The following is a 26,391-nucleotide window of genomic DNA, read 5'->3' as shown; positions in this document are numbered from 1 at the left end:
TTATAATCATGCATATCAATTGGTTTTTGAATATCTGGAAGCATTTTACAATACAAAACGTATTCACAGTCATTGTGACTATATGTCTCCAAATGAGTATGAAAAGTTGTATCGTAAAATCCAGAAAGACGAATTGCAGATGACAAGTTAGGATGAGGAAAAACTCATTTTAACTTGTACTAAATCTTGACATAGGACCAACAGGATTAATAATTGGTAAGAAATTTGGAACAAAATTTTCAAATAGAGCAACCATATTTGGAGGTGTGATATTAATAGTAATAGGTCTGGAAATATTTATAACGGGTGTTTTATAGAAAATTATAATATTGACTGCGTAAGAGATGACATATATTTTAGACACATTTATGTGAAAAATTCACCTATCTGTTTCAGTGGAATTTTATTATAATAAGAACATAAAAAGATGGTCTATTATAATAGAAGAAATGAAATGGAGGAGTAAGAGATTATGAAAAAAGGCGGAAATATTTTACTGGGTGTTATTTTGATTATTATTGGATGCATTTTAGCACTGAATATCTTTGGTATTACAAATATTGAACTGTTCTTTGATGGCTGGTGGACTTTCTTTATTATCATACCTTGTGTGATCGGATTGTTTAATGAACATGAAAAAACAGGAAATATTATTGGCATTTGTATCGGGGTATTTTTGCTTCTATGCTGTCAGGATGTTTTGGATTTTGATCTGATGTGGAAGCTGCTGTTCCCTGTTGTTATTATTATCGTAGGTCTCAAACTGATTTTTGGCGGGATGTTTGATAAAAGAAGAACGGAAGCAATGAACAAAGTAAATAGAGATAAAATGAAAACCGGAGCAGCTGTATTTTCAAGTGCAAATTTAAATTATGATAATGAGATTTTTCATGGGGCAGAGATAAATGCTGTTTTTGGCGGTGCAAAATGTGATCTTAGAGGGGCTGTGATTCAAGAAGATGTAGTGATTCAGGCATCTGCGATTTTTGGCGGAATTGATATTTATGTACCTGAAAATGTCAATGTGAAGGTTACTTCAAATTCTCTTTTTGGAGGTGTCTCCAATAAACACATGAATATTAGAACAGAAGGAACTGTAACAATTTATATAAATGCTACCTGCATGTTCGGAGGAGTTGATATCAAATGACAAGTATTCAAAAAATTATAAAATATTGTGCCATCGCCTTTGCTGTCTTTTTAACAGTAAGCATTATTGGTGGAATCGTTGGAGCAATTTCATCTGTATCGTTTTTTGTTGGTGATGATATTTCTGGTGATATGCAGAAATATTCAATCAGTGGAAATATAAAGAACCTTGATCTTGATATTAATGCTTCATCCTTGAAAATTGTGTGTGGAGATAGATTTGGTGTGGAAAGCAATCATAAAGATCTGTTGGTGAGAGAAAAAGAAGGAAAACTTTCTATTTCTGAAGAGAAAATGGGATTAAGAAACTATGCAAAAGCTAAACTGATTGTGACAATACCGGAAAATTCTATATTTGAAGATGTGGCTATTTCCACAGGAGCAGGTAAAGTATCTGTGGATACACTATGTGCGAATACGATATATCTTAATTTTGGTGCAGGTGAAGTTGATATAAAACATCTAAGTGCTTTATCCAGAGCAAAAATTGATGGAGGAGCAGGAGAACTTACAATAAGAGGCGGTGAGCTTCACAATTTAAATATGGATATGGGTATCGGTGAACTTAATCTTGAAAGCAGACTCACGGGAAAATCCAAACTTGATTATGGAATAGGTGAAACGAAGCTTTCTCTCATTGGAAAAAAAGAGGATTATCAGATAGAACTTGATAAAGGAATTGGCAGTGCAAACCTTGATGGGAAAGCAATGTCAGATGATAGTATATATGGAGACGGTGAAAATAGAATCTCTATTGACGGAGGTATCGGTTCTATAAAAATCCTATTTAAGAACTAAGGTGATAACTTATGCTGGGAGGAAGTTTATGATTCGAATGGAAATTGCCTGCTTTTTAATATTAGGATTTATTGCATTTATCTATTTTCTGGCAGGGCAAAAGCATACATCATTACATAAGACCTTTTCAATGATTCTGATTGTAGCATTAGTACATCTGGTATCAGATGCATCTACTGTTTATACAGTGAATCATTTGGATTGTGTACCAGTATGGCTCAATGATATTCTGCACCGTTTTTTTATAGGAACTATGGTTGTGGTTGTATATCTCTTTTACCGGTATATATCTTTTTTAATTGAAGAAGAGACGGGTAAAAAAATGCGATTGATCTGGCTGGCAAATATTGTTCTTTTTCTGGCCGAGGTTGGAGCAATGGTTTTACCGGTACATTATGCAGTAACCTCCCAGGGAAACTATTCCGATGGGATTCATGTATCCGTGATTTATATAAGTGTGACCTTCTATCTTACTCTGTGTTTAGGCATACTTGTTTTTTACTGGAAGCAGATCAATAAAAAGAAGAAATGGACGATTATGGCGGCTCTGATTGTTGAATTATGTGTATCGGTTGTTCAGGCTATGTTTCCAACAAGCTTAATTAGTGGAATGGGTATTACGCTGATGATCTTGTCTTTTTATCTGACTCTGGAAAATCCGGATATTCTTCGGGGAGAGCTGACAGAACAGAAGTTATCCATGCTGTATCTGAAAAGTCAGATTAATCCGCATTTTTTATACAATACACTGGACACCATACGTATTCAGGCAGAGCTAAATCATGACAAGGAAACAGCGGAACAATTAATGCATCTGGTGGATTTTTTCAGATTGAGTGTAAAGGTCGACAGACAAATGGTATCGTTGGAAGAGGAGCTGGAACTTTTGGATGCTTATCTGGAACTGATGTGCTATCGTTATCCAGAACTTAAAGTAAGTTATGATATTGCACCTCAAACTGGAGAGGTGATGGTGCCAAACTTTATTTTACAGCCACTGGTGGAGAATAGTCTTCTCCACGGCCTTAAAAATAAAGGATATCATGGTGAATTAAAGATTATTGCAAAAGAGCATCAGGGAGAGTTTCCTGCTATAGAAATACAGATTGCAGATTCGGGGAGTGGATTTGATAAAGCAACAAAAGAAAAAATACAAGATATGTTGATACATTACAGGGAAAAGGAACAGAAACTGGAAGGAAACAGCATCGGTGTTCTCAATGTACAGAAGAGAATAAAACTTCTTTGCGGAAAAGAATACGGTCTTTGGTATACAGAAAATGAAAACGGTGGAGCAACAGCTCATATGCTGCTCCCTATGAATGGAAGGTGAAGCTGTGAAGAAGTTGAATGTATTATTAGTGGATGATGAAATCAAAATCAGAGAAGGATTTAAGAAGCTGTTTGACTGGGAAAAACATGGATGTGAAGTTGTAGGAGAAGCAGCAGATGGAATGGAAGCAATCAATCAGATTGAACTTTTAAAACCGGATATTGTGATTATGGATATCAATATTCCAATCATGAATGGGCTTAAAGTAATAGAGCTGAGCCGAATGAAATATCCATCTATGGCATTTGTTATTGTATCCGGTTATGATGATTTCGCTTATTGTCAGCAGGCATTACGTCTGCAGATAACGGATTACATCTTAAAACCAGTCAATTTTGAAGAATTCGGGACATGTATTGACCGATTAAAAATGGCATTCTATAAGTCTAAGATTCATGTGGAAAAGGAGAACCATGGACAGGATATGAGAATGATTGTTCATATTACAAAACATTTGCAGGAACATCTGGATGAGGAAATCAGCCTTACATATTTGGCGGAACAGTTTCATTTGAGTGCACAGTATATCAGTCAGTTGTTTAAGAATGAAATCGGAGTGAATTTTCTCGCATATCTTACGAACCTTCGTATGGAGAAGGCAAGAAAACTTCTAGCGACCACTGCTATGCCTATTGCAGAAGTTGCGGGTTCCGTAGGGTATAATGATTATAGAGCTTTTACCAAAGTCTTTAAGAAAAACGAGGGCATGACTCCATTACAGTATCGTAGAGAATTTTATGAAGGAACAATATTCTGATAAGGAAAATCGGCAATTAAATCATATTTTTCTGTAAAAAAACGAAAATACCTGTTGACTCTCCCTTTAGAGGAGGCCACAAAATAGGGTTTGTAACGAGGAGGTGAATGTTAGATGATGAAAATCGGTGAATTTTCAAAACTATCCCATCTTACAGTGAAAGCACTCAGATTTTATGAGAAAGAAGGCCTTCTGATACCGGCATCGATTGATTCGTGGAACGGATATCGGTTTTATGAAACTAGTCAGCTGAAGAGTGCTGCAAAGATCAAGTCATATAGACAACTTGGTTTTTCCATTAATGAGATACGGGATATATTAAATGGCAAAGATACGAGAAGTATCTTTACAGAAAAAGCAAAAGCATTGCAGACACAAAAAGATGACATTGAAATTCGCCTCTCCATAATCAATCATATTTTGGAGGAAGAAGAGATGAAGTATCAGGTTACAGAAAAAATAATTCCAGCAGCAATCGTTTATTACGCAGAAACAGTTCTGAATAGGTATTCCGACAGCATACAGTGGATTCCTACAGTTGGAGAAGAATGCAGAAAACTGAATCCGAATTTAAAATGTACAGAACCACCGTATGAGTTTTGTGAGTATCCAGATGGTGAACATAAGGAAACAGATATCCAGATTAGACACAGTGAAGCCGTTGTAAGTCGTGGCGTAGAAAGTGAAAACATTAAGTTTCGTGAAATTCCGGAAACAAAGGTCATTAGTATTTTCCATAAGGGTGCATATGACCAGATTGGTGAAGCTTATGCGTATATTATGAAATATGCAGAAGAGAATGGATACGAAGTGTCTGGTCTTGCCCGCGAGTGTTACATCGACGGAATTTGGAATAAGGAGTCAGTAGAAGACTGGCTGACAGAGATTCAGCTTCCAGTGAAATAACGAGATAGATCATGTTAAAATAATTCACATACGAATTCAATTTATGTTAAAAGTACTGGTGGAAACTAGTACTTTTTTTCATTACAATAAACATGAAAGATATGAAAAATATGATTTATAAAAAAGAAAAGAGGTATTTTTATGATAGCAGAAAATATCCAGTTATTAAGAAAACGAGCAGGATTGACCCAGGAAGAGGTGGCAGATATTGCTGGAACGAGCAGACAGACATTTTCAAAATGGGAAACGGGTGAAAGCGTACCAGATGTGCTTGCCTGCGACAAGATGGCAAATGCATTTGGGGTAACACTGGATGATTTGCTTCATTATGATGAAAAGGCAAATCTTTTACCATTTCCGCCAAAAGGAAAGCGCTTGTTTGGAACTGTTACAGTGGGAACCAGAGGGCAGATTGTTCTACCAAAAAAAGCACGAGAGATTTTTCATATTGAAGCAGGTGATTCCATTGTTGTGTTAGGAGATGAACCACAGGGAATTGCTTTACTAAAAGCAGAAGAAATGATGGAATTTATTCAAAAGGCCTTAAAAAAGGGAAATGAGGAGATGTGATTTTATGAGAAAACTATATTTAGATAATATTCGCTGGATTACGATTCTTCTGGTTGTGATTTTCCATAGTTTTTACTACTACAATAATATTGGAATCAAGGCTATGTTTGCAGGTGCTCCTGCTTATAATGATGGCATGACTTTTGCAGGCATATTTCAATATTTTGTTTATCCATGGTTTATGTTATTGCTTTTTGTTGTGGCTGGAATGAGTGCAAAATATGCTCTGGAGAAAAAAACAGTCGGACAGTTTATAAAGGCAAGGACAGATAAATTATTAGTGCCGTCAACATTGGGAGTTCTTGCATTTGGATGGATTGGAGGATTTGTGATTTATCTAACTAACGCCAGTATTAATATGCCAAAAGAAGTACCTGGATTTGTCAGATTAGTCATTGTATTATTTTCTGGGATTGGTGCACTTTGGTTTTGCCATGTGCTATTTACTGCATCACTTTTGTTAGCAGTGATTAGAAAAATAGTAGCTAAATATCATGGGAATGATACAAAGACATGTCAGTGGTTTGCCAGAAAAGCGGATAAATTCTTTCCATTTTGTGTATTATTGATTTTTGTTTATCTGATTCTATGGGGAGGAGCCCATGTTCTGAATATGCCTTTGATTACAGCATATCGAAATGGAATTTATATTCCGGCGTTTCTTTTTGGATACTACATATTTTCAAATGAAGAAATTATTGAGAAACTGAAAAAGGCTGTATTTCTTTTTTTTATTTTGTCAGTCCTGACAGGGGGTTACTATATTTCAAGGTGCTACGGACTTGCCTATTCAGATATTTATGTGCTTTCCAGATGGGATCTGAATTTATATGCATTCTTCATGATACTATTTGTACTTGGAGCAGGAGCAAGATTTTTAGATTTCCGTAATGCCTTCACAGATTATATGAACCAAAGCTGCTTTGGGATCTATGTGCTTCATATTCCGGTTATGCTTGTGATAAATTATCTGTTAATAGGAAAACAACTTCCAATTATAATGGTGTATAGCATTGAGTTCATCGGATCTCTGATTTTTTCAATCTTGCTTTATGAAGTGATTCATAGAATACCTGTATTACGCTATTGGATTTTCGGTGTAAGAAAGAACAGACCAGATAAGAAAACGAATAATAGTTTAATCATGACAAGGAGGAAAAACCTATGAAAATCGTAATTATCAATGGACAGAATCATAAGGGCAGCACTCGTATGGTTGCTCGTGAACTGGCAGAAAAAGTTGGAGGAGAGATTAAAGAGTTTTTCCTGCCGAGGGATTTTGATGAGCCATGTCTCGGATGCTGGACTTGTTTCAAAAAAGACATGAACCACTGCCCGCACTATGAGAAATTGCGACCTATTACAAAGTCTATGGAAGAAGCAGATCTGATTATTCTGGCAAGTCCCGTCTATGTGTTTCATGCTACCGGTCAGATGATGTCGTTTCTTGATCACTATGGCACTCGCTGGATGGTACACCGGCCAAACGAAAAGATGTTTTACAAGCAGGGTGTCTGCATTTCAACTGCAGCAGGCGGAGGAATGAAGAGCACAAATAAGGATATGGGTGACAGTCTTGTATTTTGGGGACTGTCTCATGTGTACCGTTTGGGTATTGGAGTACAGGCAACAAAGCCTGCTGAAATTCCACAAAGAATTCAATCAAAAATTCATAAGAAGACCGATCAATTGGCAAAGAAAATACGAAAAAATAAAGGAAAATCTGGTGTGACACTGAAAGGTCGCTTTTGGTTTTATCTGGTTCGGCTGATGCACAAAGCATCTTCTGACCATATGAACCCGGACTATTCCTACTGGGAAGAACGTGGGTGGCATGGAAATAGGCGACCTTGGAAATAGATTCTACAGGAAGAAAAATACCTGGAATGTTTTCCATTTAATTTATTGTTCTATTATGCTATAATGAGAACTAAAAAATGAACTTGAAAGGACATCGGATAATTTTGAATAAGAATAATACAAAATATAAAATCAGTGATGACGTTGTTTCCTTAGATGAATTGAAAAGAAAATTAAAAAAGGAAAGAAGGCATTACTATATTTTTATAATTCTAGTGATTTTTTCTCTTGTCTATTTCTTTAATGCAGCAGTAGATTTTAATGTTTTATATTTATTCATGGCAATTCTATTATCTGGATTGGCTATTTTGGTGCATCAAAGTTACAAAAAGCGAAATCAGAAAACAGGGCATTGTTCTGCTGATTCTATTTCTTACCTGAAAAGTTATATGACCAATATAGCAAGAGAACAATCAATAGCATTTTTCTTGGCTTAACAATATTTATCTATTTTGCTGTCTTTATTATCGGATTAAAACAAAATTCTAAAACATCTGAAATATTAGAGTTTGTTTATACGAATCTATTTTATGTGGAAATTATTTTTCTGATTTTCGGAAAAAACCTTCTGTTAACCAGGTGGCTTGGCAATATGATTCAAGATGCCAAAGTAAAAAAATTCTATCAGCACCTTAAAAGAATTATTGTCTTATCCGTTTTTTATTGGATGATTTTTTTGCTTCTTATTATCGTATTTCAGAACGCGTACTATGCTAATGTTTTTCTTATTGCCGCTGTTCTCTATGCCATAGGAATACTGGTTTATAATTTAATATATTGTAAGAAGATTGTTTATCACAATCTTGTAATCAATAAAAAAAGAGCAATTATTTATTTCGTAATTATCTTTATTTTTAGTGGATATCAATTTATGCAAAGAGATTTTTGGCTAACACAACCATATATTAATTCTGTTCCCAATATATATGATAAGGCAAATAAAATCGAATATAATGAGGAAACGGGAGTCTATACAATAACCAACGATAATAAAGATGATTTTAAAATATTGCAATTAACGGATATTCATTTAGGGGGTAGTGTTTTCTCGTACAGGAAGGATATGAAAGCACTAAAAGCTGTATATGAACTGATTGACCATACAGATCCTGATTTTGTAATAGTAACTGGAGATCTAACTTTTCCAATGGGAATCATGATACAGAATCTATTGCCACTTATTCGGAACAAGATTTAAATTCTCTATATGAAGCTTTATCTTATAAGACTTCTAAAAATTTGTTATATCCTTACAGACAGCCTCACGTTACGGGTAGAAATAATCAATTAATTGAATTTAGAAATGTGGATGGTTCTTTCAATCAGGCAATTTTCTTAATAGATTCCAATGCTTATACAGAGGGACCAATCAATAGCTATGATTATATTCATGATGATCAGGTAGATTGGTATCAGGAAAATATAAAAAGATTAGAAAAGCAAGAAAGAAAAGCTATTTCTTCTATGTTATTTTTCCATATCCCGCTGCAGCAATATCGTACAGCTTATGAATTGTATGAAAAGGGCAGTAAGGAAGTAACTTACTATTTTGGGTCAAATGATGAGAAAATGATAAATAAAGTATGTGCTTCTAATTATCCGAGTAAGATTTTTGACACAGCTTTAAAACTGGGAAGTACGAAGGCATTTTTCTGTGGACATGATCACTATAATAATATGTCTTTAGAATATAAAGGAATCAGATTAACTTATGGCATGAGTATTGATTACCTTGCTATGCCGGGAATTGAGAATGATACAAAGCAAAGAGGCGGAACATTAATCACGGTTCATAAGGATAGCAGTTATGACATTGAACAAATTCCTCTTACTTCGATTGAAAAACAATAAGATGAACCCTAATTTCCTAATATGTCAAAAAATGATACGGATTGCAGATTTATGGCTATGCCAGCCTATATTGGCGGAAAATTTGATATGGCGGGTATGAAGTGGTATGGGGGAAAACAAGAAAGTAAGGTTCTGATATGGAAAGCAGACTTGCAATTTATAAATTATTTTTTTGATTTTAATGTTACTAAAACAATAAATTTAATCATGACTATGTTATAATAGACATGTAAAAATAGTAATTATTTATGGATGATATTGGAAGAGGGGACTAAAGAGAATGAAAAAGAAAAGATCTCCACTGTATAAGAGTTTTGGATATGCATTTGAAGGGATTGGAAGAACTATCCATGAAGAACGAAATATAAAGATTCACCTTACTGTGGTGGTACTGGTTATTCTGTTTGGAATTCTTCTTTCAATTTCGGAAATAGAGTGGCTGATTTGTTTTTTACTTTTCGGGCTGGTCATTAGCCTTGAACTTGTAAATACAGCAGTTGAAGCAGTGGTTGATCTGGTCACCGAAGAAAGAAAGCCTCTTGCAAAAAAGGCAAAGGATGCAGCAGCGGGGGCAGTTCTTTTTTCTGCAATGATTGCAGCAGGTATTGGATTTAAAATTTTTATACCAAAGCTGTTGGAAATATTACGTTTTTAAGGAGGTCATGATTATGTCAAAGATTAATTTGGGTGAAGAAGTAAAGAAATTATTGCTTGCAGGTATTGGCGCAGCAGCTACGACTGTGGAAAAATCAGAAGAAATTCTAGATGATCTAATACGCAAGGGAGAGCTGACCGTGGAACAGGGAAAAATCCTAAATCAGGAATTGAAACGTACTGTCCGTGAAACATCACAGAAAAAAGATAAAGAGGATGTGCAGGATAAGGAAGTTGATTTCGAAGAGTTTGTCAAGAGTCTGTCACCGGAAGAATTCTCAAAATTAAAGGAGCAGATGAGCCGTGCTGAAAACAAATGATTCAGTCAGAAATGAATCTGGAAGCCGCTTGTCTGAGATGACTGCCATTTTACGGAAATACAAGATTATGCAGGGGATAAATCCGGAAAAGCTGCGACAGATACTGGAGGAGCTTGGACCTACTTATATCAAACTTGGACAGATTATGGCACTGCACTCAGACATTCTTCCGAAAAGTTACTGTGAAGAACTTATGAAGCTGAATTCCAATGTACCTCCCATGCCTTTTCATATGGTAGAGGAAGTGCTGGAAGAAGCATATGGCTGCAAATCCCAGGAAATCTTCTCTTTTATTGAAGAAAAGCCGCTCGGTTCAGCATCAATCGCCCAGGTTCACCGGGCAAAGCTGAAGACTGGTGAGAATGTGATTATAAAAGTTCAGAGAAAAGGGATCCATGATACCATGTCCCGTGATATTGGTCTTTTAAAACATGCAGCCAGACTGATTATGCCAGTGGCAGGAGTTGCAACGGGATTAAAGGATCTTGTGGATCCGCAGATGGTTCTGGATGAACTCTGGCAGACGGCACAGGAGGAAATGGACTTCCTTACAGAAGCTTCCAATATGGAGGAATTTTGCAGAAATAATGCAGGAGTGGCATATGCTGGATGTCCAAAACTGTTTAAAGAGTATACTACAAGCCATGTGCTTGTTATGGAATACATCGACGGTTTATCAATCGATGATGTTGATGGCCTGAAAGAAAATGGTTATGATCTAGATGAGGTAGGGCGGAAATTTATCAATCATTTTATTAAGCAAGTGATGGATGATGGATTTTTTCATGCGGATCCACATCCTGGAAATGTGAAAATTCATGACGGGAAAATTATCTGGATTGATATGGGCATGATGGGACGGCTGAGTGAAAAAGACCGAAAGATTATGGGAGAAGGCGTACGAAGTGTGGCCAGACATGATGTTCAGGGGATTGTGAATGCAGTTCTTGGATTCGGATCCTATAGAGGGACACCAGACCGGGAGCGGCTATATCATGATGTTAGACAGTTTCTTGATGATTATGGTACAGTTTCCATGGGTGGAGTCAATCTTCCAGAGATTCTGGGAGAACTGATGGAAATCATGAAGAAAAATCATATCAGTATGCCTCATGGAATGACGATGCTTGCCAGAGGGCTTGCACATATGGAAGGAGTTTTATCTGTAATCAGTCCAGAGCTGAACATGGTTGACATTGCCATATCACGTTTTATGGAAGATTATCTACAGCAGATAGATTGGAAAAAAGAACTGGAAAAGAATGGAAAGAAATTGTATCGGGCTGTTTCAAAAGGAGCTGATATCCCTTCTCTAACTGCAGATGTCCTGAATGATTTCGTAAAAGGAAGGACAGAAGTAAATCTGAATTTAAAAGCGTCCTTGGAGTTTAGAATGCTGATTGACCGGGCTGTGCGCAATACTGTAATCGGGCTGTGTGTAGCTGCACTGCTGATCAGTTCCAGTGTAATCTGCATGACAGACATGAATCCGAAAATTTTACACATTCCTGTCCTTGGATTTGTTGGATATGTTGTGGCTCTTCTTATTGCTGTATTCTTTACGTTACGGTATTTTGCCAGAAAACTAAAATATAAAAAACTATAAGAAAAGGAATATAAAAACAGATTGGAAAAAGTAAGTATTTTTCTTTCTCTACAGGACTGTGAACTATCTGATTTATAATCGGCTGGTGCACAGCTTCTTTTATTTCTGCTTTGAAAAGTAAATTCTTCTTGATGTTAGTATAAATTAGTGGACACGAAAAGTTCCATACAGTAAAATTTATCTTAGAAAAGATGTCTTAACAATAAGATTCTAATCAATCTAAAATGCTGCACAGACATCACCTATATTCATACATGACGGCTGAATTAATAGTTAAAGCTGTTTAAAATGCTTGTCTGAATGTATCTGGCCCATCAGGGATTATCCTGCATAGCAATCTAGGACTCAGTATACAAGAGGACAATTTCAATAAATACGAACGTGATTTTTCTACTTATTATGGTGGGAGAAGTAGTTCAAAATATGCTATTATCATGGATAGCGAACGATGGATGATAAAGTTTCCTAAGAATGACATATATCAGGATGCACTGGGTACTGGAGTTTCTTTTTTTACAGATGAAAATGATAAGAACATTCATCCTTTTCAGTATATTGAGAGCATGCAGAATCCGGATTGTACAAAAGCACTACTTCGTTTTGCGGAACATATTGACATGAAGAAGATAGAACAGTTTATTGAAGAGATTCCCGAAAATATTGATGAAATCTTTGTAATAACAGATGCTCAAAAAAATATTATAAAGCAGTTTTTCATATGATGCTGGAAAAAGGTTTGTAGATATATAGGAAGACGAATTTGAAGTTTCTTCTTGGTTTTGAGTAGAGAAACCAGAGGTAAACTGAAGGTCGATAATACTAAACTGCCAGTCGGTTGAGTAAATTTAGGAGGATATGATGCAATCATTAAAAACAGGAGGAAAAGAGCAAATGAAAAAACAAACACTTGGTATGATGATTTCATCATTGAGAAAAGAAAAAGGAATGACTCAGCTACAGTTAGCAGAAGTAATGGGAGTGACCGATAAAGCAGTTTCTAAATGGGAATGAGATTTATCTGCGCCAGATGTGAACTCGATTCCAAAATTAGCGGAGACTTTTGGAATTACCGTGGATGAACTTATGCAAGTAAAGACAGAAACAAAAGAAAATATAAACCATGATAAAATAGACGAAATAATTGATACTGCGTTAAAAGGGATTGGTGTTGCAATGGGAATTGCAGTTACGGTTCTTGCTATTCTAGATGAATTACCTGTGAATAAAGCACTTATTTTTCTTGGTATTGGTTTGGCAAGTATATCTATTTCAATGCTTAAGGATAAGTAGAAAGACAGGTAAATCTTTCAGGGTGTCGAGTTGAGCAAGTAACAGAAACTCTGAATTTACCGAAGTGATTATAATGAAGAAGACAAATAAAAATAGAAATATGGGAATGGCATTAGGAATGTGTTTTGGCGTTTCTATTGGAACTGCTTTAGGTTCAACTAAAGAAGATGAATAAATAGTTATAGGAAATTGAAACTTCCAGTTAGGTTAAAAGATTATAACAGAGCGGAAGCTTTGAAATTGAAGGTGAGATGACGATGAAATGGATTAACATTTTCGGTGTGATATTTATAGTGATAATTATGATACCGAATATTTTATATACGATAAAAATCAAGGATGGTTGTGAAAACAAATGGAATAACAAGTTGGTTGAGATTATAGAGCAAATAGGAAGATTTGGATGTTTTGGTTTTATGATAATTAATATTCCAGGAACATGGCTTGGTTGGTGGTCAGATGAAGCATTTGCGATATATCTTATTGTAAACATCATATTAATTACACTGTACTGTGCGATATGGTGCTTTTGTTTTAGTAAAAAAACCTTTTTAAAGCAGTGTCGTTGTCTGTTATTCCATCAGTAATTTTCTTATTTAGTGGAATTATGAGCAGGTCTATATTATTGATTAGTGCATCGCTTCTATTTGCACCTGCACATATATTGATTTCATATAAAAATGCAAAAGAATAGACAACTTTCAGTTTGTATGGAACGTGAAGTTGAAGTTTAGATTAATGTATAATAAATATTTTCCATTTTAGAATAAATTTAGTGATGAAGAAAAAACGCAGATGATTAGTGGAGCAAGAACAGTCAACTTAGACAAGGGGACTCAAATGATGCGTTGTGAGTCTGGTTGAGATGGAATTCTAATTGTGAAATCTGGCCAACTGAGAACATATATTTTTTCAGAAGAATCGACTTAGAAAAACTACATAATTATTTGTAGAGTAAGAAGGAGTAGGTAACTACTTCCTTTCTATGTTTGGGAATATGGTCTACCAGACCTATTTAATGGTAGCAGGTGCAAAAGACCTAAAGGAACTAGTACGATTAATGTGGTCTATAAATGTTCCATGGGACTGGGCTTATACAGCAGGAACAACTGCTGATTGGATAGCAAAATTCAGCTTTGGATTTTATGGATTGATGCTTACGTCAACAATTATCGGACTTGTAGTCATGGTTTTATATAAACCTTGTACATGGTGTTCCTTTTTTTTGGCTTATGTCTTCTCTATCATACTGTGTGAAGGCATATAATGATTTAGAAATCCAGAAATCCAAAGTTGAAAATAGAGATCCGTTCTTGCTGCCACAAATATCTTCTCATATTCTACGGCATACCGGATGTACGCGGATGGCAGAGACAGGGATTGATATCAAGGTCCTACAGAGCATCATGGGGCATGAGAGTATTAGTGTGTTAATGCAAATATACAATCATGTCGATACCAAACGAACAAAAAAAGAGCTGGAAAAACTTGATCGACTGACGATGTTTGCTTTATGAGTCTCATTTTTTTATTTACTACACCATTACTACACCATTTTTACACCATTTTGATGGTTACTACACCATTTTTTCTAATTTTTATGTAACGGTATGTAACGATATGTAAAATACATAATAAATCTTAATTTTTAGAATCGTACATGAAAGGTGAAAATGTAACGATATGTAACGGTATGTAACCATATGTAACTATATAAATATTTTTCTTTCAGCAGGTTGTGTTATTTTTAACAATGTGCTAAAATAAAATTGTTATTTTTAATACTGAAAGGAGTTTCAACATGATTTATTCACATGAAGTAGAACAAATGTGTACAGTAGCTCAGGGTGTAAACCATGGAGCTGCACCAATTCCTGAAGAAGCAAAATGGGTGAAAGCAAAAGATGTAACTGACATCTCAGGATTGACACATGGTATTGGTTGGTGTGCACCTCAGCAGGGAGGATGTAAATTAACTCTTAACGTTAAAGAAGGTATCATTCAGGAAGCATTAGTAGAAACGATCGGATGTTCAGGAATGACACATTCAGCTGCTATGGCATCTGAAATCTTACCAGGAAGAACAATCTTAGAAGCATTAAATACAGACTTAGTTTGTGATGCTATCAATACAGCAATGAGAGAATTATTCTTACAGATCGTATACGGAAGAACTCAGAGTGCATTCTCTGAAGAAGGACTTCCAATTGGTGCTGGACTTGAAGACTTAGGTAAAGGATTAAGATCTCAGGTTGGTACAATGTACGGAACACTCAAAAAAGGTCCTCGTTACCTTGAAATGGCTGAAGGATACGTTACAGGTATTGCTCTTGATGCTGACGATGAAATTATTGGATACCAGTTTATTAACTTTGGTAGAATGATGGACTTCATCAAAGCTGGAGACGATGCTCAGACAGCAATGGACAAGGCCAAAGGTCAGTATGGACGCGTTGATGACGCTGTTAAGATTATTGATCCAAGAAAGGAATAGGAGGTAGCGAATAATGGCTTTATTTGAATCATATGAAAGAAGAGAAAAACAGATTCTTGCTGTTTTAAAAGAGTATGGAATCAATTCTATCGAAGAAGCTGCTGAAATTACAAAAGCTGCTGGATTAGATGTTTATGCTCAGGTTGAAGGAATTCAGCCAATCTGTTTCGAAAATGCAAAATGGGCTTACACAGTAGGTGCTGCTATCGCAATCAAAAAAGATTGTAGAAGAGCTGCAGATGCTGCTGCTGCTATCGGTGAAGGTCTTCAGGCTTTCTGTATTCCTGGATCTGTAGCTGACCAGCGTAAAGTAGGTCTTGGACATGGTAACTTAGGAAAGATGCTTCTTGAAGAAGAAACAGAATGTTTTGCATTCTTAGCAGGACATGAATCTTTCGCAGCTGCTGAAGGAGCTATCGGAATCGCTGAAAAAGCTAACAAAGTTCGTCAGAAACCTTTAAGAGTTATCTTAAACGGATTAGGAAAAGATGCTGCTCAGATCATTTCCAGAATTAACGGATTTACATATGTTGAAACTGAAATGGACTACTACACAGGAGAAGTTAAAGAAGTATTCAGAAAATCTTATTCTGAAGGATTAAGAGCTAAGGTTAACTGCTATGGTGCTAATGATGTAACAGAAGGTGTTGCAATCATGCACAAAGAAGGTGTAGACGTATCTATCACAGGTAACTCTACAAACCCAACTCGTTTCCAGCACCCAGTTGCAGGTACATACAAAAAAGAATGTATCGAACAGGGTAAAAAATACTTCTCTGTAGCTTCTGGTGGTGGTACAGGACGTACACTTCATCCAGATAACATGGCTGCAGGACCAGCTTCTTACGGAATGACAGATACTATGGGACGTATGCATAGTGATGCTCAGTTCGCAGGATCTTCTTCAGTACCAGCCCATGTAGAAATGATGGGATTAATCGGTATGGGTAACAACCCAATGGTTGGTGCTACAGTAGCTGTTGCAGTATCCATTGAAGAAGCTGCTAAAGCAGGTAAATTCTAGAAAACCACGTATTTAAGCGGTTTTTTGAGGGTGTTAGAAGTGGTAAAAAGTAGTGAAATGTAGACAATCTCTATATTATCTCTACACTATCTCTATACCATATCTCTACACTCAGAATGTGAATAAAAAAAGAGAGCCAAATTAATTTTGACTCTCTTTTTTTCTTCGTTTTATTTTATTTTCATGATCTCGGCCATTAGCCACTCTGGTTTTCGTTTTGTGTAAGTAGCTTCTGTGATATCGTTGATCTTGTGACCCATCATATATTTTAATGCATATTCATCTACTTTATCTCTTTTTGACATCGTGGAAAACTGAATCCTTGGATCATGAGCTCTGTGATCTGGATTGAGCTCTAATTTCTTAACAATCTTTTCGAATCGATGTCTATATTTATCATACGTCATTTTCAGGTTAGATCTATGAGTTTTTGTATCAGTACAATTGATTAAATATTTACTTCCAAGTGCTTCGGCTTCCTGGTAACGATGTTTGACCAGATCGCGAATCTTTGGATGAATCGGAACTAACCGATCTTTACCTGCATCAGTCTTCATCCCACCGACAAAGAACCAATTTTTCAGATCTACATTCTTTAATTCAATCAAACCTAATTCTTGAGGTCTCCATCCAGAATAACATTGTATTAAGATAATATCCACATAATCAGTATCATACAAATGATCCCATAATTTTTTTATTTCTTCATCCGTAAAATCAATATGATCCTTTTTCTCTTCCTCGACATCTTTGATGATATCATCTGCCAATTTAAATGTTCTGGCATAATTTTTATCAACAAGTTCATGCTCTTCTGCATAGTCTAGCATTAAATTGAATAATGATTTTATTTTGGTTTTCGTAGTAGGAGATGGATGTTTTTCTTTTCCATTGACTATATACGTTCCATCTTCCATGCATCCCTTAATATGTCTTGCCCGTAGATCTTTGGCACGCATTCCATAAATAGAAGAGCAGTAGTTCCAAGCTGACTTGATGGTTCGTTCGCTAGATGAGCTGCTCAAAGCTTTAAAATATTCTTCGCTCCATTTTTCATAGAGCTGCTCAACAGTCAGATCGGAGTCAAGATCATAAGGATTTTTATGATATTCCATTAGTGCAGCATAAGCATCGTTATAGGTTTCAAAAGAAGATTGAGGTTTTAAGGATTTATAAATCGGTCTGCCATAGAAGTTTTTACCAACACAAACTTGAGCACGGAAAGGTCTTCGGAGATTTTTGTTTTTTAATTTGGAGATTGTACCGAAACCATTAGGAAGTCTTTTTCTTTTTGTAGATTTGTTGTATTGCCGTTTCACTGCCTTAGAATCAAGAGGGTATCCGCAGTGAGGACAGGAGATTGCTTTGTCAGATACTTGCAGATTACATTCTGGACATTTGATTAACATAACCATCATTCCTTTCTTAAAAATTTGTATAAAAATAACGCATTGCCAGACGTTAGAAAGAAATGGTATAATCTATTTGTTTAGGATAGGTATACCGTTTCGATCTAACGATCGACATGGTAATCTATGAAAGCAGTCTCAGAAATGAGGCTGTTTTTATTTTGCATAATATTGAATGTTATATAATAAAATGTTATAGTTTTAGCAAATGGTTATTTTACTAGCTCACGGATAGCACTAACAATTGATGAAGTATTCCAAGCAACAATTTTATCAGCATGCTGAGTAACATATGAAGGTAAATTCTGTTGTCCCCAAGGTCTGACAGCGAGAATAGGTTTTCCTATTCGAACAGATTCATCAATTTCATATTTCATCCAGTCACTGTAAGCAGCATACATACCAGAAAGTACAATAGTAATTTGGCTAGGTCGAATTTTAGCAGATATTAATTCGCGAATTTGACTATTTGTTACAGGAGTACCAGATGGGAATAAAGGTTTCTCCATAGGGGCAGAATAATTGTAGTAGCTGAAATATAGGGCGTTATCTAATAGATCAACTAGTCTCTTATAATCATCACCGTATTTCCAAGCGTGACTAATAAATAATCTGTAATCGTATAATTTTGGCATAAAATCAATCCTTTCTAATTTAAAAATGAGGTGGTTAATATGAGTTATAAAAATATTAAGAAGTTCAGAAAAAAACCTGTTGTTGTTGAAGCGTATAAGACAGAGAAAAGAGAAGTTATCCATACGCTAGAAGGTGATATGATCGCTTCTCCTGGAGATTGGATCATAACAGGTGTCAATGGAGAGAAATATCCATGCAAGCCGGATATTTTCGAAAAAACATATGAAAAAATAGATTAATACTATTTATTCTTTTTAATCTTTTCTGCATTAGTAATTTTCCATTGATTGTTTTCTGAAGAAATTATATTTTCAACGTTCTTAATAAATATGTTTTCGACACTTTCTTCTTCAGTATTGTAGGGAGAAGATTTTGTCATGTACAAATATTTTTGATATTTTAATAGTTCGCAAGTAGATCTATATTGAATCCAATTTTCATGAAATTTATATAATTTTGTGACGGATTCAATAATTGCAATAAGTGCACCAAATATACCGATTATAACAGGAAGCCAAAAACTATATTTTGAATATCCAGTTAAAAGCGGAATAGCAGAAGCTAAGATAATTTCAATTATCTGTGTTACTTTATACCATCTTTGAGCCTTCATTGATTTTTTGTCATACCAATCAATTTGAGGATCTAGTCGCTCACGTATGTATTCTTTTATATCCATGGTTGACCTCTTATAAAATATAATGTTTGTAAGTTATTAAAATTCAGTTGAAAAATCTAAGAACTTTGATTATAATATACTTAACAAGGAAGTCGGCACGATGGAGCAAACCCATCCGCTCCGGCGAATGCTTAACGAAAAATAGTCGTTCTACACTTACCAGGGGCAGGACGGCTATTTTTTATGTGTATAGTTCAGAATGGCAATAATTAATAGTGCAACATTTATGATGATCATAAATTCCTCATATGTACTCATAAGTGCCTCCTTTCCGCAATGCTCGGAGCGGTGTTGGAGACTTGCCGCCTGACGACTTCCTGGGTAAGTATACTATATTTTCAAAGTTCCGTTGTTGCGATGTCGCAATGTTTCGTCCAGTTGGTAACTGGGCGGTTTTCTTTTATTATTGGATTTTAGTTATTTTTCCAGTTTTTATATTGACGTGATACTCATTTAAAAGCATTCCGCCCAATGCCTTATTGGCATCGTGTTCTTCACCTTTTGTGTATTCATGAATTGATACATCAAGTGTATCGCCCATGTCAGAAATCTTGGTTGTTGTCATTCTGGTAAAGTTCACAATAAAATGGATCTCATCATCAGCTTTAAAGTAATTGAGATAATAGGATAAAGCATATTTTTCAATATCAAAGCTGTCAGAAGTTATGGCAATTCTCCATTTTCCAGTGGAGTCATTTCTATAATCACTCGAAAAATCAATATCTTTGTCAGTGATGTCCTTAGATTTTGGCTTTACTTGAGTTGCTTTCTCTGTTGTAGCTTCAGTTGTGACCTCTGTGGTTGTTGGTTCTTCCGTAGCAGACACTGATGCTTCTGTTTCGTTCGGTTTTTCGGTTGCAGTCACGATTGCAGAAGTATTAACAGATATTGAATTTGCAATATTATCAAAAAGTTTTTCGTAATCTTTATTTGTTGGGTATATAAAGTCTAATATACAATACCCATTTCCGCAATTAAAAACTATGCCTTTCATAAAATAAGCATCACCATTAATATCTAGTTCGTATGAAAAAAATTTAACCTTTACTCCATTTATTGTAGACGATTCAGAATGAAATTTGCCGTTGTAATTTTCGCCATCTTTTATATTGCTAACGAGAGAACGAAAATTCTCTTTCTGTATAATGTCACCATCAAATTCATAGTAATAGACACCTATTAAACCATGCGTTATTGTGTCATCGTCTTTGCTGAACGTAAGATCAGTAGATGTGCTTGTATCTGTTTTATTCCAGTCGTTTGGAATTTTATATTTTAATCCGAATGATGTATTATACTGTTTATAGTTTTTGTACGTGTCTTCTTTAGCTGTTTGAGTTTTCTCTGAACTTTTGCATGAAGTTGAAGATATAGCCATCAACACCGCAAGTCCAACAGTTAATAATTTTTTTCTCATACTTTTATCCTTATTTCAATCTTAACTTTATCAGTTCCTCATTATATCCAAGTGCACGCGCGATTTGATCTGTAGTAAATTCTTGAAACTCAAGAAAAATTTCATCATTAATTAGAAGCTCAGTTGCAAACTTATCTGCTTCGATTTCCATTTTACTTACAAGAAGTCCAGTTCGTTTTCTTAAAAATGGAGTATTAGCATCAGGATGCATAATTGCATGACCTAATTCATGTGCACATGTAAATAGCTGATCGTGATCAGAAAGATCATGATTTATATGTATTTGCTTCATACGAAGCTGTTTATTGTAGTATCCACTAATGGATCCCAATGGTTCAAATATAACCTTTATCCCTAAATACTTAGCAATGTCAAAAGGATTATTCGTACCATATCTTTTCTTTAGTGAGTTTGTTTTTTTACGAATATCCAATGAATCACTTCCTTTATTTTCTGTATTTCTTTGGTGTGAATTTTTGCTTAGCATTTATTTTTGCGATGGTTATACTATTCTGGAGACTAGCTTTTAATAATTCTCTTGTTTCATCATCTAAAGGTTCTCCAGAGAACATCAGTCCATCTTGATCGGATTCTAACTGATCAAGGGTTTGTTCTAATCGTTTTGCGATATCTTTTTCATCTATCTTAGTTAGCTCAATGGCTTGATCGGATTTTTCTTCTATTAAATCAGATTTTCCAATTCCAAAATAATCAGCGAGAGCTTGTACGCTTCCCATTCTAGGAATGGATTGTCCCGTACACCAAGTATTAAATGTTTGTGGAATAACTCCAATAGCTTTAGCCACCTCTTTTTGGCTTTTTCCTGATTTCTCTAAATAGAAAGATAGGTTTTTAGAGAATATTTTCTTTTGCTTTTCATCTGACATTAAATCACCTCACTTCGTTATTAATATAGTACAATAAAAATTGATTTTTTGCAACTAAAAGTCAAAAATAAATTGATTTTAGTATTGACATCCATTTAAAATGGATTTATAATGAATACAGAAATTAAAGAAAGGCGGTGATGACGTGACAAAGATGAATGAAGGTAAAGCAGTACCATTTCAAATTTCTTTAGCTTCAGCACGAGTTAATGCAGAAATGACACAAGAAGAGGTCGCAAAACATATGCATGTTGGAAAACAGACTATCGTTAGCTGGGAAAAAGGGACTTCTGAACCGAAAATGTCACAAGGAAGAGAACTTAGTAAATTATATGGTATTCCAATTGACTATATTTTTTTACCTAAGAAATCCAATTAAAATGGATTACTAAATAACCAGGAGGTGAGAAAGACGAAATGAATGCGGTTTCTAAAGCAAATAGTATTGTTGCGGTCCGTTTAAAAAAAGTGATTAAAGACAAAGGAATAAAACAGGCAGTTATTGCGGAGAAGGCAGAGATGACTGCACAAGAGTTAAGTGATATGCTGAACGGCCGTCGTATTATTAAAGTAATTGATATTCAAAAACTACTTGAAGTATTAGGAGAATTTAATGTGGATGCAAATTATCTTTTTGGTATTGAGGAAGTGGGTAAAAAATGAAAATTTCTGAGAACGAATATTCAGAGATACGGGTTGTTGGTTCTGATGATGAGCTGATTGTCAGTATCACTGATATAGACATCATTGTATTAGATGGATACAAAGTGGTATGCGTGCCGGATAATGATTAACCTAGGTTGTTATTTCTTGTTCTATCTGGATTGGAAACAGGTGTATCTACACCATTGATGTTTCGCACATGATAATTTGGATAATTTCCCTGTTTGATTTGGTTTACAAACTGATTACGGGTCATATTTGTGTCAGAAAAGTTATCGTGGAAGCGTTCATTTCTTCCAGTGCTTGATTCCTTCGTTACAGTTATACGTTTTGGCATATTAAGCCCCCTTTCTGATAGGACACGCATATCTCTTTGCTGAAATAGAATACCACTAAAATATCAATAGGTCAATAAAAAAATACAAGATAATGTATATAAACACATGTTTGACACAATATGTAGTGTAGTGTACAACCTTACTATTATACAATCATTGTATAATTTTATCAATTGAAAATAAATACAGATGGCTTTATTCTCCGCCTGATTAAGTAACTATTAACCATTTATGTCTCGTATACCAAATATAGTGTTTATTTTTTAGCAATTATCATGTGAAGCGATGTAGGCACGCATACATCGGCAGGCGGAGAGTTAAGCCATCTGGAGAAAGGAAGGTGAAACACATGAGCAGAAGGCAAGAATTAAGAATCTTGGCAGCATATGTTAATGCACCAGATCAGTTTCCTGAAGGAAGCGTTCCGGTACAGTATGTTGCAGAAAAGATGCAAAAAGATGCTTGCTTTGTAAGAGCAGGAATCGAAAATGGATGGTTGCCAATAGGATATTGTTTTAAGCAACCAGGAAAGAAAAGAGGTAATTATTACATTAGTCCTAAACTTCTGTGGGAAGTGACTGGGATTTTGTATCAACCTGAGAAAGGAGCATGAAATGAATAAAAACTTAGGACGAGCATTGATCATTACCGGTATTTTATTGCAGACGTTTGTTGAAACACCGTTTTGGCTGACGATGTGCCTTGTGATAGGTGGCTTTGCATGGATGTCAGAGAAAGATTTTGAGGAGGATGATGATTGAAAAAGAAAATAAAAAAATGCCACGGAAGTGGAAACTTCCAATGGCAAAGTAACATTATAACACACAGACATTATAACACAAGATGGAAGGTAAAACAATGATATGTTACGAATATGAAGGAGAATACATAAAAAAAGAAGATGCGTGGAAGGACATAAAAAACAGATGTTTCGCAAGTTTGAGCGAACGCCAGGCACTAGAGGAAATCATAGAAGATGAAATTTCATGTGACGATGATTTGAGAAAGAGGATTATAGAATCTTTTTACGGATGCCCTGCACACGACGTAGATTTTGAAGATGTTCATCTAGGCAATAGGATAGACAACGACTTTGACATGAGGAGGTGCGAAAATGAAATTTAGAGATCTAAGAGCCGATGAAGTAGAGTGCAGAGTGTCAACATGTAAATCAACCGGATGCAGCTTATTGCTGTACAAGGACGCTCGGTGTGATATGAACATACTTGATGAGACAGTCGGTATTATGGGATGGAAAAGGCATCATGAATTAATAAATGGAAATCTCTTCTGCACTGTGGAATTGTATGATCCAGAGAAAAGGGAGTGGATTTCCAAACAGGACGTTGGGACGGAGTCTTATACAGAACGAGAGAAAGGACAAGCAAGCGACTCTTTTAAGCGTGCCTGTTTTAATCTAGGAATCGGAAGAGAACTTTACACTACTCCATTTATATGGATTCCGAATGGTGCGGTAAAAATGATAAAGCAGGGAGACCGTTACACAACATATGATAAATTTAAGGTCTCAGAAATGACAGTAATTGATAAAAAGATTGTATCTCTTGCAATCAATGCGGAAAAGAGTAACGAAATTGTTTTTAAATGGAGCGAAAAACAAAACGAGACATCATCACAGAAGATCACGGATGTAAAACAGAGAGCACTGCTAGATTTTTGTGACGAAAACGGTCTTGATATCAACAAGATTTTGGAATCATACCACTTAAAAGAAATTTGCGACATCACGGAACGACAACACCTTGCCATTATTAAATACGGAAATCAATACAAAGATAAATGGGGTGTTTCATAATGGAATGCATAGGCAGGCTCAAGGGTCTTGGCATCGACTTGATGTCCAGACACCAGAAGTTGGAGATCGAGGTAGACAGCGATATCCGGAAAGAATACGAAAATCTAAAGGATAAAGATAAACTGCGGATCCGTATTGTGCAGTACAGAAAAAAGCGTTCCCTGGATGCCAATGCATATTATTGGACACTGCTTACTAAGTTTGCGGATGTTATATGCTTGAGTAACCAGGAAGCGCACAACATGATGCTTCGTGGATACGGACAATCGGAAATCTTTGACGGAAAAGCGGTCTATGTGACGATACCGGACACCGAAGAGGCAGAGAAGAAGGTAAATAATGCGACAGATTATCATCTTGCCCCTACATCACAGGTAAGAATCGGTAATGATGGAGTGATGTACCGGACATACCGCCTGTTAAGAGGTTCCAGGACCTATGACACAAAGGAGATGTCAAGGCTGATCGACGGATTGATCACCTGCTGCAAGGAAGCAGGGATCCCGGAAACAGAGATCGTGACACCAAACGAAAAAGAAATACTGAAAGAAAGGTATGGGATAAATGTCTAAAAGATTATGGAGTGCATTTACAGACAACCTGGACTGCTGTATCTATACCGGTTCCCACAAAGTGGAGCGGCATCATATTTTTGGAGGAGCCAATCGCTCCCGGAGTGAGAAGTACGGCTTTGTCGTACCACTCCGGCCGGACTACCACCCGAACGGCGTACATTTTAATCCAAATAACGGAGATATTGATACGGATCTGAAACAGGCAGCACAGCGGTATTTTGAAGAATATATCGGCACCAGAGAAGATTTTAGGAAGGAGTTTGGAAAATCATGGCTGTGATACATAAGATCATCATACACGGGAAATTAGACGGACTGAATGATTATACTGCTGCGAACAGGACAAAGTCCTACAAAGGAGCCAAGATGAAGCACAGGAATGAAAAACTGATAGCTGCACAGGTTCCATACCAGATGCGGGATCAGGAGATGAAGTATCCGGTCACGCTCACATTTCACTGGTATGAAAAGGACCGGCGGAGGGACCCAGATAATATCTGCTTTGCCAAAAAGTTTATCCTGGATGCCCTGGTCGCAAAACAGGTATTTCCGAATGACAGCCAGAAATATATCCGAGGATTTCATGATTTTTTTCACGTTGATAAAGAACACCCAAGGATAGAAATAATGATAGAAGAAGGTGATTAATTGTCTGGATGGATGAAGGTTTACAGGAGCCTGACAGACCACTGGCTTTGGGAAGATAAACCATTTTCAAAAGGGCAGGCATGGATTGACCTATTATTACTTGTAAACCATACATCCAAAAAAACTTTAATTGATGGATCGTTGCAAGAAATAGAGAGAGGTCAGACGGTTACATCCATTCGAAAATTGTGCGATAGGTGGGGATGGAGCAACACCAAAGTAAGGCGGTTTTTGAAAATGCTCGAAGATGACGGAATGGTTAACATAAAAAGCGACAGTAAAAAGACGCTTATAAACGTAGTAAATTACAGTGTTTATCAGGATTCTGAAACCGAAAAAACGACACTAAAACGACAGCAAGACGACACTGAAACGTCACAGAAACACACAAACAAGAATGAAAAGAATGAAAAGAATGAAAAGAAGTGTAGTAGGGCACGATTCGTGCCGCCCTCATACGAGCAAGTCTCCAGTTATTGCCAGGAGAGAGGGAACGATGTGGACGCACAGAGATTCCTGGACTTTTATCAGTCAAAAGGCTGGATGGTCGGCAAAAACAAGATGAAGGACTGGAAGGCAGCAGTACGGAACTGGGAACGGAGAGAAGGCGGGAAGAAGAAAGAGACGGAGAAACTGCACAACTTTACACAGAGAGATTATGATTTTGACGAGCTTGAAAGACAGCTTATGAAAAAGCAGTTAGGTAGGTGA

General features: G+C 36.0%; 43 protein-coding genes. 36 read left to right on the top strand and 7 right to left on the bottom strand.

What is annotated here, in order from left to right; all coding sequences use genetic code 11:
* Positions 1 to 19: 19 nt before the first annotated feature.
* The 24 genes from KTB61_RS13370 (at position 20) to KTB61_RS09200 (ending at position 16,612) form a co-directional block, all read left to right on the top strand.
* A complete protein-coding gene (locus KTB61_RS13370) occupies positions 20 to 151 on the top strand; it encodes an IS3 family transposase (protein ID WP_230973707.1) in 132 nt (43 codons plus the stop codon).
* 40 nt (positions 152 to 191) lie between these two features.
* Complete coding sequence (locus KTB61_RS13365; protein WP_216697366.1) at positions 192 to 317, top strand: manganese efflux pump; 126 nt, start codon at positions 192 to 194, stop codon at positions 315 to 317.
* Between the two features lie 155 nt (positions 318 to 472).
* Complete coding sequence (locus KTB61_RS09300; RefSeq protein ID WP_216697356.1) at positions 473 to 1,150, top strand: LiaF transmembrane domain-containing protein; 678 nt, start codon at positions 473 to 475, stop codon at positions 1,148 to 1,150.
* Positions 1,147 to 1,947: a DUF4097 family beta strand repeat-containing protein gene (locus KTB61_RS09295; RefSeq protein ID WP_075758718.1), complete on the top strand. Its 801-nt coding sequence runs from the start codon at positions 1,147 to 1,149 to the stop codon at positions 1,945 to 1,947. The genes KTB61_RS09300 and KTB61_RS09295 overlap by 4 nt, the downstream gene beginning before the upstream one ends.
* 28 nt (positions 1,948 to 1,975) lie before the next feature.
* On the top strand, positions 1,976 to 3,280 hold the full coding sequence (locus KTB61_RS09290) for a sensor histidine kinase (protein ID WP_216697355.1): 1,305 nt from the start codon (positions 1,976 to 1,978) through the stop codon (positions 3,278 to 3,280).
* Between the two features lie 4 nt (positions 3,281 to 3,284).
* On the top strand, positions 3,285 to 4,037 hold the full coding sequence (locus KTB61_RS09285) for a response regulator transcription factor (protein ID WP_216697354.1): 753 nt from the start codon (positions 3,285 to 3,287) through the stop codon (positions 4,035 to 4,037).
* A gap of 114 nt (positions 4,038 to 4,151) precedes the next feature.
* A complete protein-coding gene (locus KTB61_RS09280; RefSeq protein WP_075758715.1) occupies positions 4,152 to 4,943 on the top strand; it encodes a MerR family transcriptional regulator in 792 nt (263 codons plus the stop codon).
* A 141-nt stretch (positions 4,944 to 5,084) separates the two neighbouring features.
* A complete protein-coding gene (locus KTB61_RS09275) occupies positions 5,085 to 5,513 on the top strand; it encodes a helix-turn-helix domain-containing protein (protein WP_216697353.1) in 429 nt (142 codons plus the stop codon).
* 4 nt (positions 5,514 to 5,517) lie between these two features.
* Entirely contained in the window at positions 5,518 to 6,681 is a 1,164-nt protein-coding gene (locus KTB61_RS09270) for an acyltransferase family protein (protein WP_216697352.1), read from the top strand.
* Positions 6,678 to 7,373 (top strand): flavodoxin family protein, encoded by a 696-nt coding sequence (locus KTB61_RS09265; protein WP_075758712.1) that lies wholly within the window; start codon positions 6,678 to 6,680, stop codon positions 7,371 to 7,373. Before KTB61_RS09270 ends, KTB61_RS09265 begins: the two co-directional genes overlap by 4 nt.
* A gap of 104 nt (positions 7,374 to 7,477) precedes the next feature.
* Positions 7,478 to 7,810, top strand: coding sequence for a hypothetical protein (locus tag KTB61_RS09260; protein ID WP_216697351.1), 333 nt, complete (start codon positions 7,478 to 7,480; stop codon positions 7,808 to 7,810).
* 155 nt (positions 7,811 to 7,965) lie between these two features.
* On the top strand, positions 7,966 to 8,571 hold the full coding sequence (locus tag KTB61_RS09255; protein ID WP_216697350.1) for a metallophosphoesterase family protein: 606 nt from the start codon (positions 7,966 to 7,968) through the stop codon (positions 8,569 to 8,571).
* Between the two features lie 41 nt (positions 8,572 to 8,612).
* The gene (locus tag KTB61_RS09250; RefSeq protein ID WP_216697349.1) at positions 8,613 to 9,224 is read left to right on the top strand and encodes a metallophosphoesterase family protein; all 612 of its coding nucleotides are present in this window, start codon (positions 8,613 to 8,615) and stop codon (positions 9,222 to 9,224) included.
* A 21-nt stretch (positions 9,225 to 9,245) separates the two neighbouring features.
* Positions 9,246 to 9,446, top strand: coding sequence for a hypothetical protein (locus tag KTB61_RS13265; protein ID WP_075758708.1), 201 nt, complete (start codon positions 9,246 to 9,248; stop codon positions 9,444 to 9,446).
* A 58-nt stretch (positions 9,447 to 9,504) separates the two neighbouring features.
* Complete coding sequence (locus tag KTB61_RS09240; protein WP_075758707.1) at positions 9,505 to 9,879, top strand: diacylglycerol kinase family protein; 375 nt, start codon at positions 9,505 to 9,507, stop codon at positions 9,877 to 9,879.
* 13 nt (positions 9,880 to 9,892) lie between these two features.
* Positions 9,893 to 10,198, top strand: coding sequence for a hypothetical protein (locus KTB61_RS09235; protein WP_216697348.1), 306 nt, complete (start codon positions 9,893 to 9,895; stop codon positions 10,196 to 10,198).
* A 37-nt stretch (positions 10,199 to 10,235) separates the two neighbouring features.
* Complete coding sequence (locus KTB61_RS09230; protein WP_216697365.1) at positions 10,236 to 11,804, top strand: ABC1 kinase family protein; 1,569 nt, start codon at positions 10,236 to 10,238, stop codon at positions 11,802 to 11,804.
* 434 nt (positions 11,805 to 12,238) lie between these two features.
* Entirely contained in the window at positions 12,239 to 12,526 is a 288-nt protein-coding gene (locus KTB61_RS09225; RefSeq protein ID WP_230973701.1) for a HipA domain-containing protein, read from the top strand.
* A gap of 169 nt (positions 12,527 to 12,695) precedes the next feature.
* Positions 12,696 to 12,815 carry a helix-turn-helix domain-containing protein gene (locus KTB61_RS13045; RefSeq protein WP_230973700.1) on the top strand — a complete coding sequence of 40 codons (120 nt, stop codon included), beginning with the start codon at positions 12,696 to 12,698 and terminating at the stop codon, positions 12,813 to 12,815.
* Positions 12,816 to 12,833: 18 nt separating this feature from the next.
* Positions 12,834 to 13,094, top strand: coding sequence for a hypothetical protein (locus tag KTB61_RS09220; RefSeq protein WP_230973699.1), 261 nt, complete (start codon positions 12,834 to 12,836; stop codon positions 13,092 to 13,094).
* Positions 13,095 to 14,079: 985 nt separating this feature from the next.
* Positions 14,080 to 14,361 (top strand): hypothetical protein, encoded by a 282-nt coding sequence (locus KTB61_RS09215; protein ID WP_216697347.1) that lies wholly within the window; start codon positions 14,080 to 14,082, stop codon positions 14,359 to 14,361.
* Positions 14,327 to 14,611, top strand: a complete 285-nt coding sequence (locus KTB61_RS13420) for a tyrosine-type recombinase/integrase (RefSeq protein ID WP_408630309.1) — start codon at positions 14,327 to 14,329, stop codon at positions 14,609 to 14,611. Before KTB61_RS09215 ends, KTB61_RS13420 begins: the two co-directional genes overlap by 35 nt.
* Positions 14,612 to 14,895: 284 nt before the next feature.
* Positions 14,896 to 15,588, top strand: a complete 693-nt coding sequence (locus KTB61_RS09205; RefSeq protein WP_075758685.1) for an iron-sulfur cluster assembly scaffold protein — start codon at positions 14,896 to 14,898, stop codon at positions 15,586 to 15,588.
* A 13-nt stretch (positions 15,589 to 15,601) separates the two neighbouring features.
* Positions 15,602 to 16,612, top strand: coding sequence for a GGGtGRT protein (locus tag KTB61_RS09200; protein ID WP_075758684.1), 1,011 nt, complete (start codon positions 15,602 to 15,604; stop codon positions 16,610 to 16,612).
* A gap of 170 nt (positions 16,613 to 16,782) precedes the next feature.
* Here the strand turns inward: KTB61_RS09200 and KTB61_RS09195 are convergent, their stop codons facing one another.
* Together KTB61_RS09195 and KTB61_RS09190 are read right to left on the bottom strand one after the other, a co-directional pair.
* Positions 16,783 to 18,030, bottom strand: a complete 1,248-nt coding sequence (locus tag KTB61_RS09195; protein WP_330656359.1) for a tyrosine-type recombinase/integrase — start codon at positions 18,028 to 18,030, stop codon at positions 16,783 to 16,785.
* Positions 18,031 to 18,233: 203 nt separating this feature from the next.
* Positions 18,234 to 18,656 (bottom strand): TIR domain-containing protein, encoded by a 423-nt coding sequence (locus KTB61_RS09190; protein ID WP_216697345.1) that lies wholly within the window; start codon positions 18,654 to 18,656, stop codon positions 18,234 to 18,236.
* Between the two features lie 39 nt (positions 18,657 to 18,695).
* On the opposite strand from KTB61_RS09190, the gene KTB61_RS09185 reads away from it, so the two are divergent.
* Entirely contained in the window at positions 18,696 to 18,896 is a 201-nt protein-coding gene (locus tag KTB61_RS09185) for a PGDYG domain-containing protein (protein ID WP_230973698.1), read from the top strand.
* A 2-nt stretch (positions 18,897 to 18,898) separates the two neighbouring features.
* Here the strand turns inward: KTB61_RS09185 and KTB61_RS09180 are convergent, their stop codons facing one another.
* The 4 genes from KTB61_RS09180 to KTB61_RS09165 all read right to left on the bottom strand — a co-directional run bounded on the left by KTB61_RS09180 (position 18,899) and on the right by KTB61_RS09165 (position 21,640).
* Complete coding sequence (locus KTB61_RS09180) at positions 18,899 to 19,336, bottom strand: DUF4231 domain-containing protein (protein WP_216697344.1); 438 nt, start codon at positions 19,334 to 19,336, stop codon at positions 18,899 to 18,901.
* 403 nt (positions 19,337 to 19,739) lie between these two features.
* A complete protein-coding gene (locus KTB61_RS09175) occupies positions 19,740 to 20,753 on the bottom strand; it encodes a hypothetical protein (protein ID WP_216697343.1) in 1,014 nt (337 codons plus the stop codon).
* Positions 20,754 to 20,763: 10 nt separating this feature from the next.
* Positions 20,764 to 21,186, bottom strand: a complete 423-nt coding sequence (locus tag KTB61_RS09170; protein WP_230973697.1) for an ImmA/IrrE family metallo-endopeptidase — start codon at positions 21,184 to 21,186, stop codon at positions 20,764 to 20,766.
* Positions 21,187 to 21,199: 13 nt separating this feature from the next.
* A complete protein-coding gene (locus KTB61_RS09165; protein ID WP_216697341.1) occupies positions 21,200 to 21,640 on the bottom strand; it encodes a helix-turn-helix transcriptional regulator in 441 nt (146 codons plus the stop codon).
* Positions 21,641 to 21,794: 154 nt separating this feature from the next.
* Here KTB61_RS09165 and KTB61_RS09160 point away from each other — a divergent pair, with 154 nt between their 5' ends.
* From KTB61_RS09160 to KTB61_RS13150, 3 genes are read left to right on the top strand one after another with little or no spacing between them, the layout of a single operon-like run.
* Positions 21,795 to 22,019, top strand: coding sequence for a helix-turn-helix transcriptional regulator (locus tag KTB61_RS09160; protein WP_118683549.1), 225 nt, complete (start codon positions 21,795 to 21,797; stop codon positions 22,017 to 22,019).
* 38 nt (positions 22,020 to 22,057) lie between these two features.
* Positions 22,058 to 22,303, top strand: a complete 246-nt coding sequence (locus KTB61_RS09155) for a helix-turn-helix domain-containing protein (protein WP_216697340.1) — start codon at positions 22,058 to 22,060, stop codon at positions 22,301 to 22,303.
* On the top strand, positions 22,300 to 22,434 hold the full coding sequence (locus tag KTB61_RS13150; protein ID WP_269145780.1) for a hypothetical protein: 135 nt from the start codon (positions 22,300 to 22,302) through the stop codon (positions 22,432 to 22,434). Before KTB61_RS09155 ends, KTB61_RS13150 begins: the two co-directional genes overlap by 4 nt.
* Here the strand turns inward: KTB61_RS13150 and KTB61_RS09150 are convergent.
* Positions 22,431 to 22,640, bottom strand: a complete 210-nt coding sequence (locus KTB61_RS09150) for a hypothetical protein (RefSeq protein ID WP_230973696.1) — start codon at positions 22,638 to 22,640, stop codon at positions 22,431 to 22,433. The genes KTB61_RS13150 and KTB61_RS09150 overlap by 4 nt on opposite strands.
* Before the next feature lie 350 nt (positions 22,641 to 22,990).
* On the opposite strand from KTB61_RS09150, the gene KTB61_RS09145 reads away from it, so the two are divergent.
* From KTB61_RS09145 to KTB61_RS09110, 8 genes are all read left to right on the top strand, one after another.
* Positions 22,991 to 23,254: a hypothetical protein gene (locus tag KTB61_RS09145; RefSeq protein WP_216697338.1), complete on the top strand. Its 264-nt coding sequence runs from the start codon at positions 22,991 to 22,993 to the stop codon at positions 23,252 to 23,254.
* A 1-nt stretch (position 23,255) separates the two neighbouring features.
* Positions 23,256 to 23,402: a hypothetical protein gene (locus KTB61_RS09140; RefSeq protein ID WP_158024861.1), complete on the top strand. Its 147-nt coding sequence runs from the start codon at positions 23,256 to 23,258 to the stop codon at positions 23,400 to 23,402.
* Positions 23,403 to 23,484: 82 nt separating this feature from the next.
* Positions 23,485 to 23,766: a hypothetical protein gene (locus KTB61_RS09135; protein WP_216697337.1), complete on the top strand. Its 282-nt coding sequence runs from the start codon at positions 23,485 to 23,487 to the stop codon at positions 23,764 to 23,766.
* Complete coding sequence (locus KTB61_RS09130; RefSeq protein ID WP_216697336.1) at positions 23,756 to 24,457, top strand: hypothetical protein; 702 nt, start codon at positions 23,756 to 23,758, stop codon at positions 24,455 to 24,457. The genes KTB61_RS09135 and KTB61_RS09130 overlap by 11 nt, the downstream gene beginning before the upstream one ends.
* Complete coding sequence (locus KTB61_RS09125; protein ID WP_216697335.1) at positions 24,442 to 25,029, top strand: hypothetical protein; 588 nt, start codon at positions 24,442 to 24,444, stop codon at positions 25,027 to 25,029. The genes KTB61_RS09130 and KTB61_RS09125 overlap by 16 nt, the downstream gene beginning before the upstream one ends.
* On the top strand, positions 25,022 to 25,312 hold the full coding sequence (locus KTB61_RS09120; RefSeq protein ID WP_216697334.1) for a phosphoenolpyruvate carboxykinase: 291 nt from the start codon (positions 25,022 to 25,024) through the stop codon (positions 25,310 to 25,312). The genes KTB61_RS09125 and KTB61_RS09120 overlap by 8 nt, the downstream gene beginning before the upstream one ends.
* Positions 25,303 to 25,680: a RusA family crossover junction endodeoxyribonuclease gene (locus KTB61_RS09115; protein ID WP_216697333.1), complete on the top strand. Its 378-nt coding sequence runs from the start codon at positions 25,303 to 25,305 to the stop codon at positions 25,678 to 25,680. Before KTB61_RS09120 ends, KTB61_RS09115 begins: the two co-directional genes overlap by 10 nt.
* Complete coding sequence (locus KTB61_RS09110) at positions 25,681 to 26,391, top strand: GntR family transcriptional regulator (protein ID WP_216697332.1); 711 nt, start codon at positions 25,681 to 25,683, stop codon at positions 26,389 to 26,391.

Source organism: Anaerostipes faecalis, assembly GCF_018982945.1.
GTDB lineage: Bacteria > Bacillota > Clostridia > Lachnospirales > Lachnospiraceae > Anaerostipes > Anaerostipes faecalis.
The sequence above is the reverse complement of the archived record's forward strand: the minus strand, read 5'-3'. Positions and strand labels throughout refer to the sequence as shown.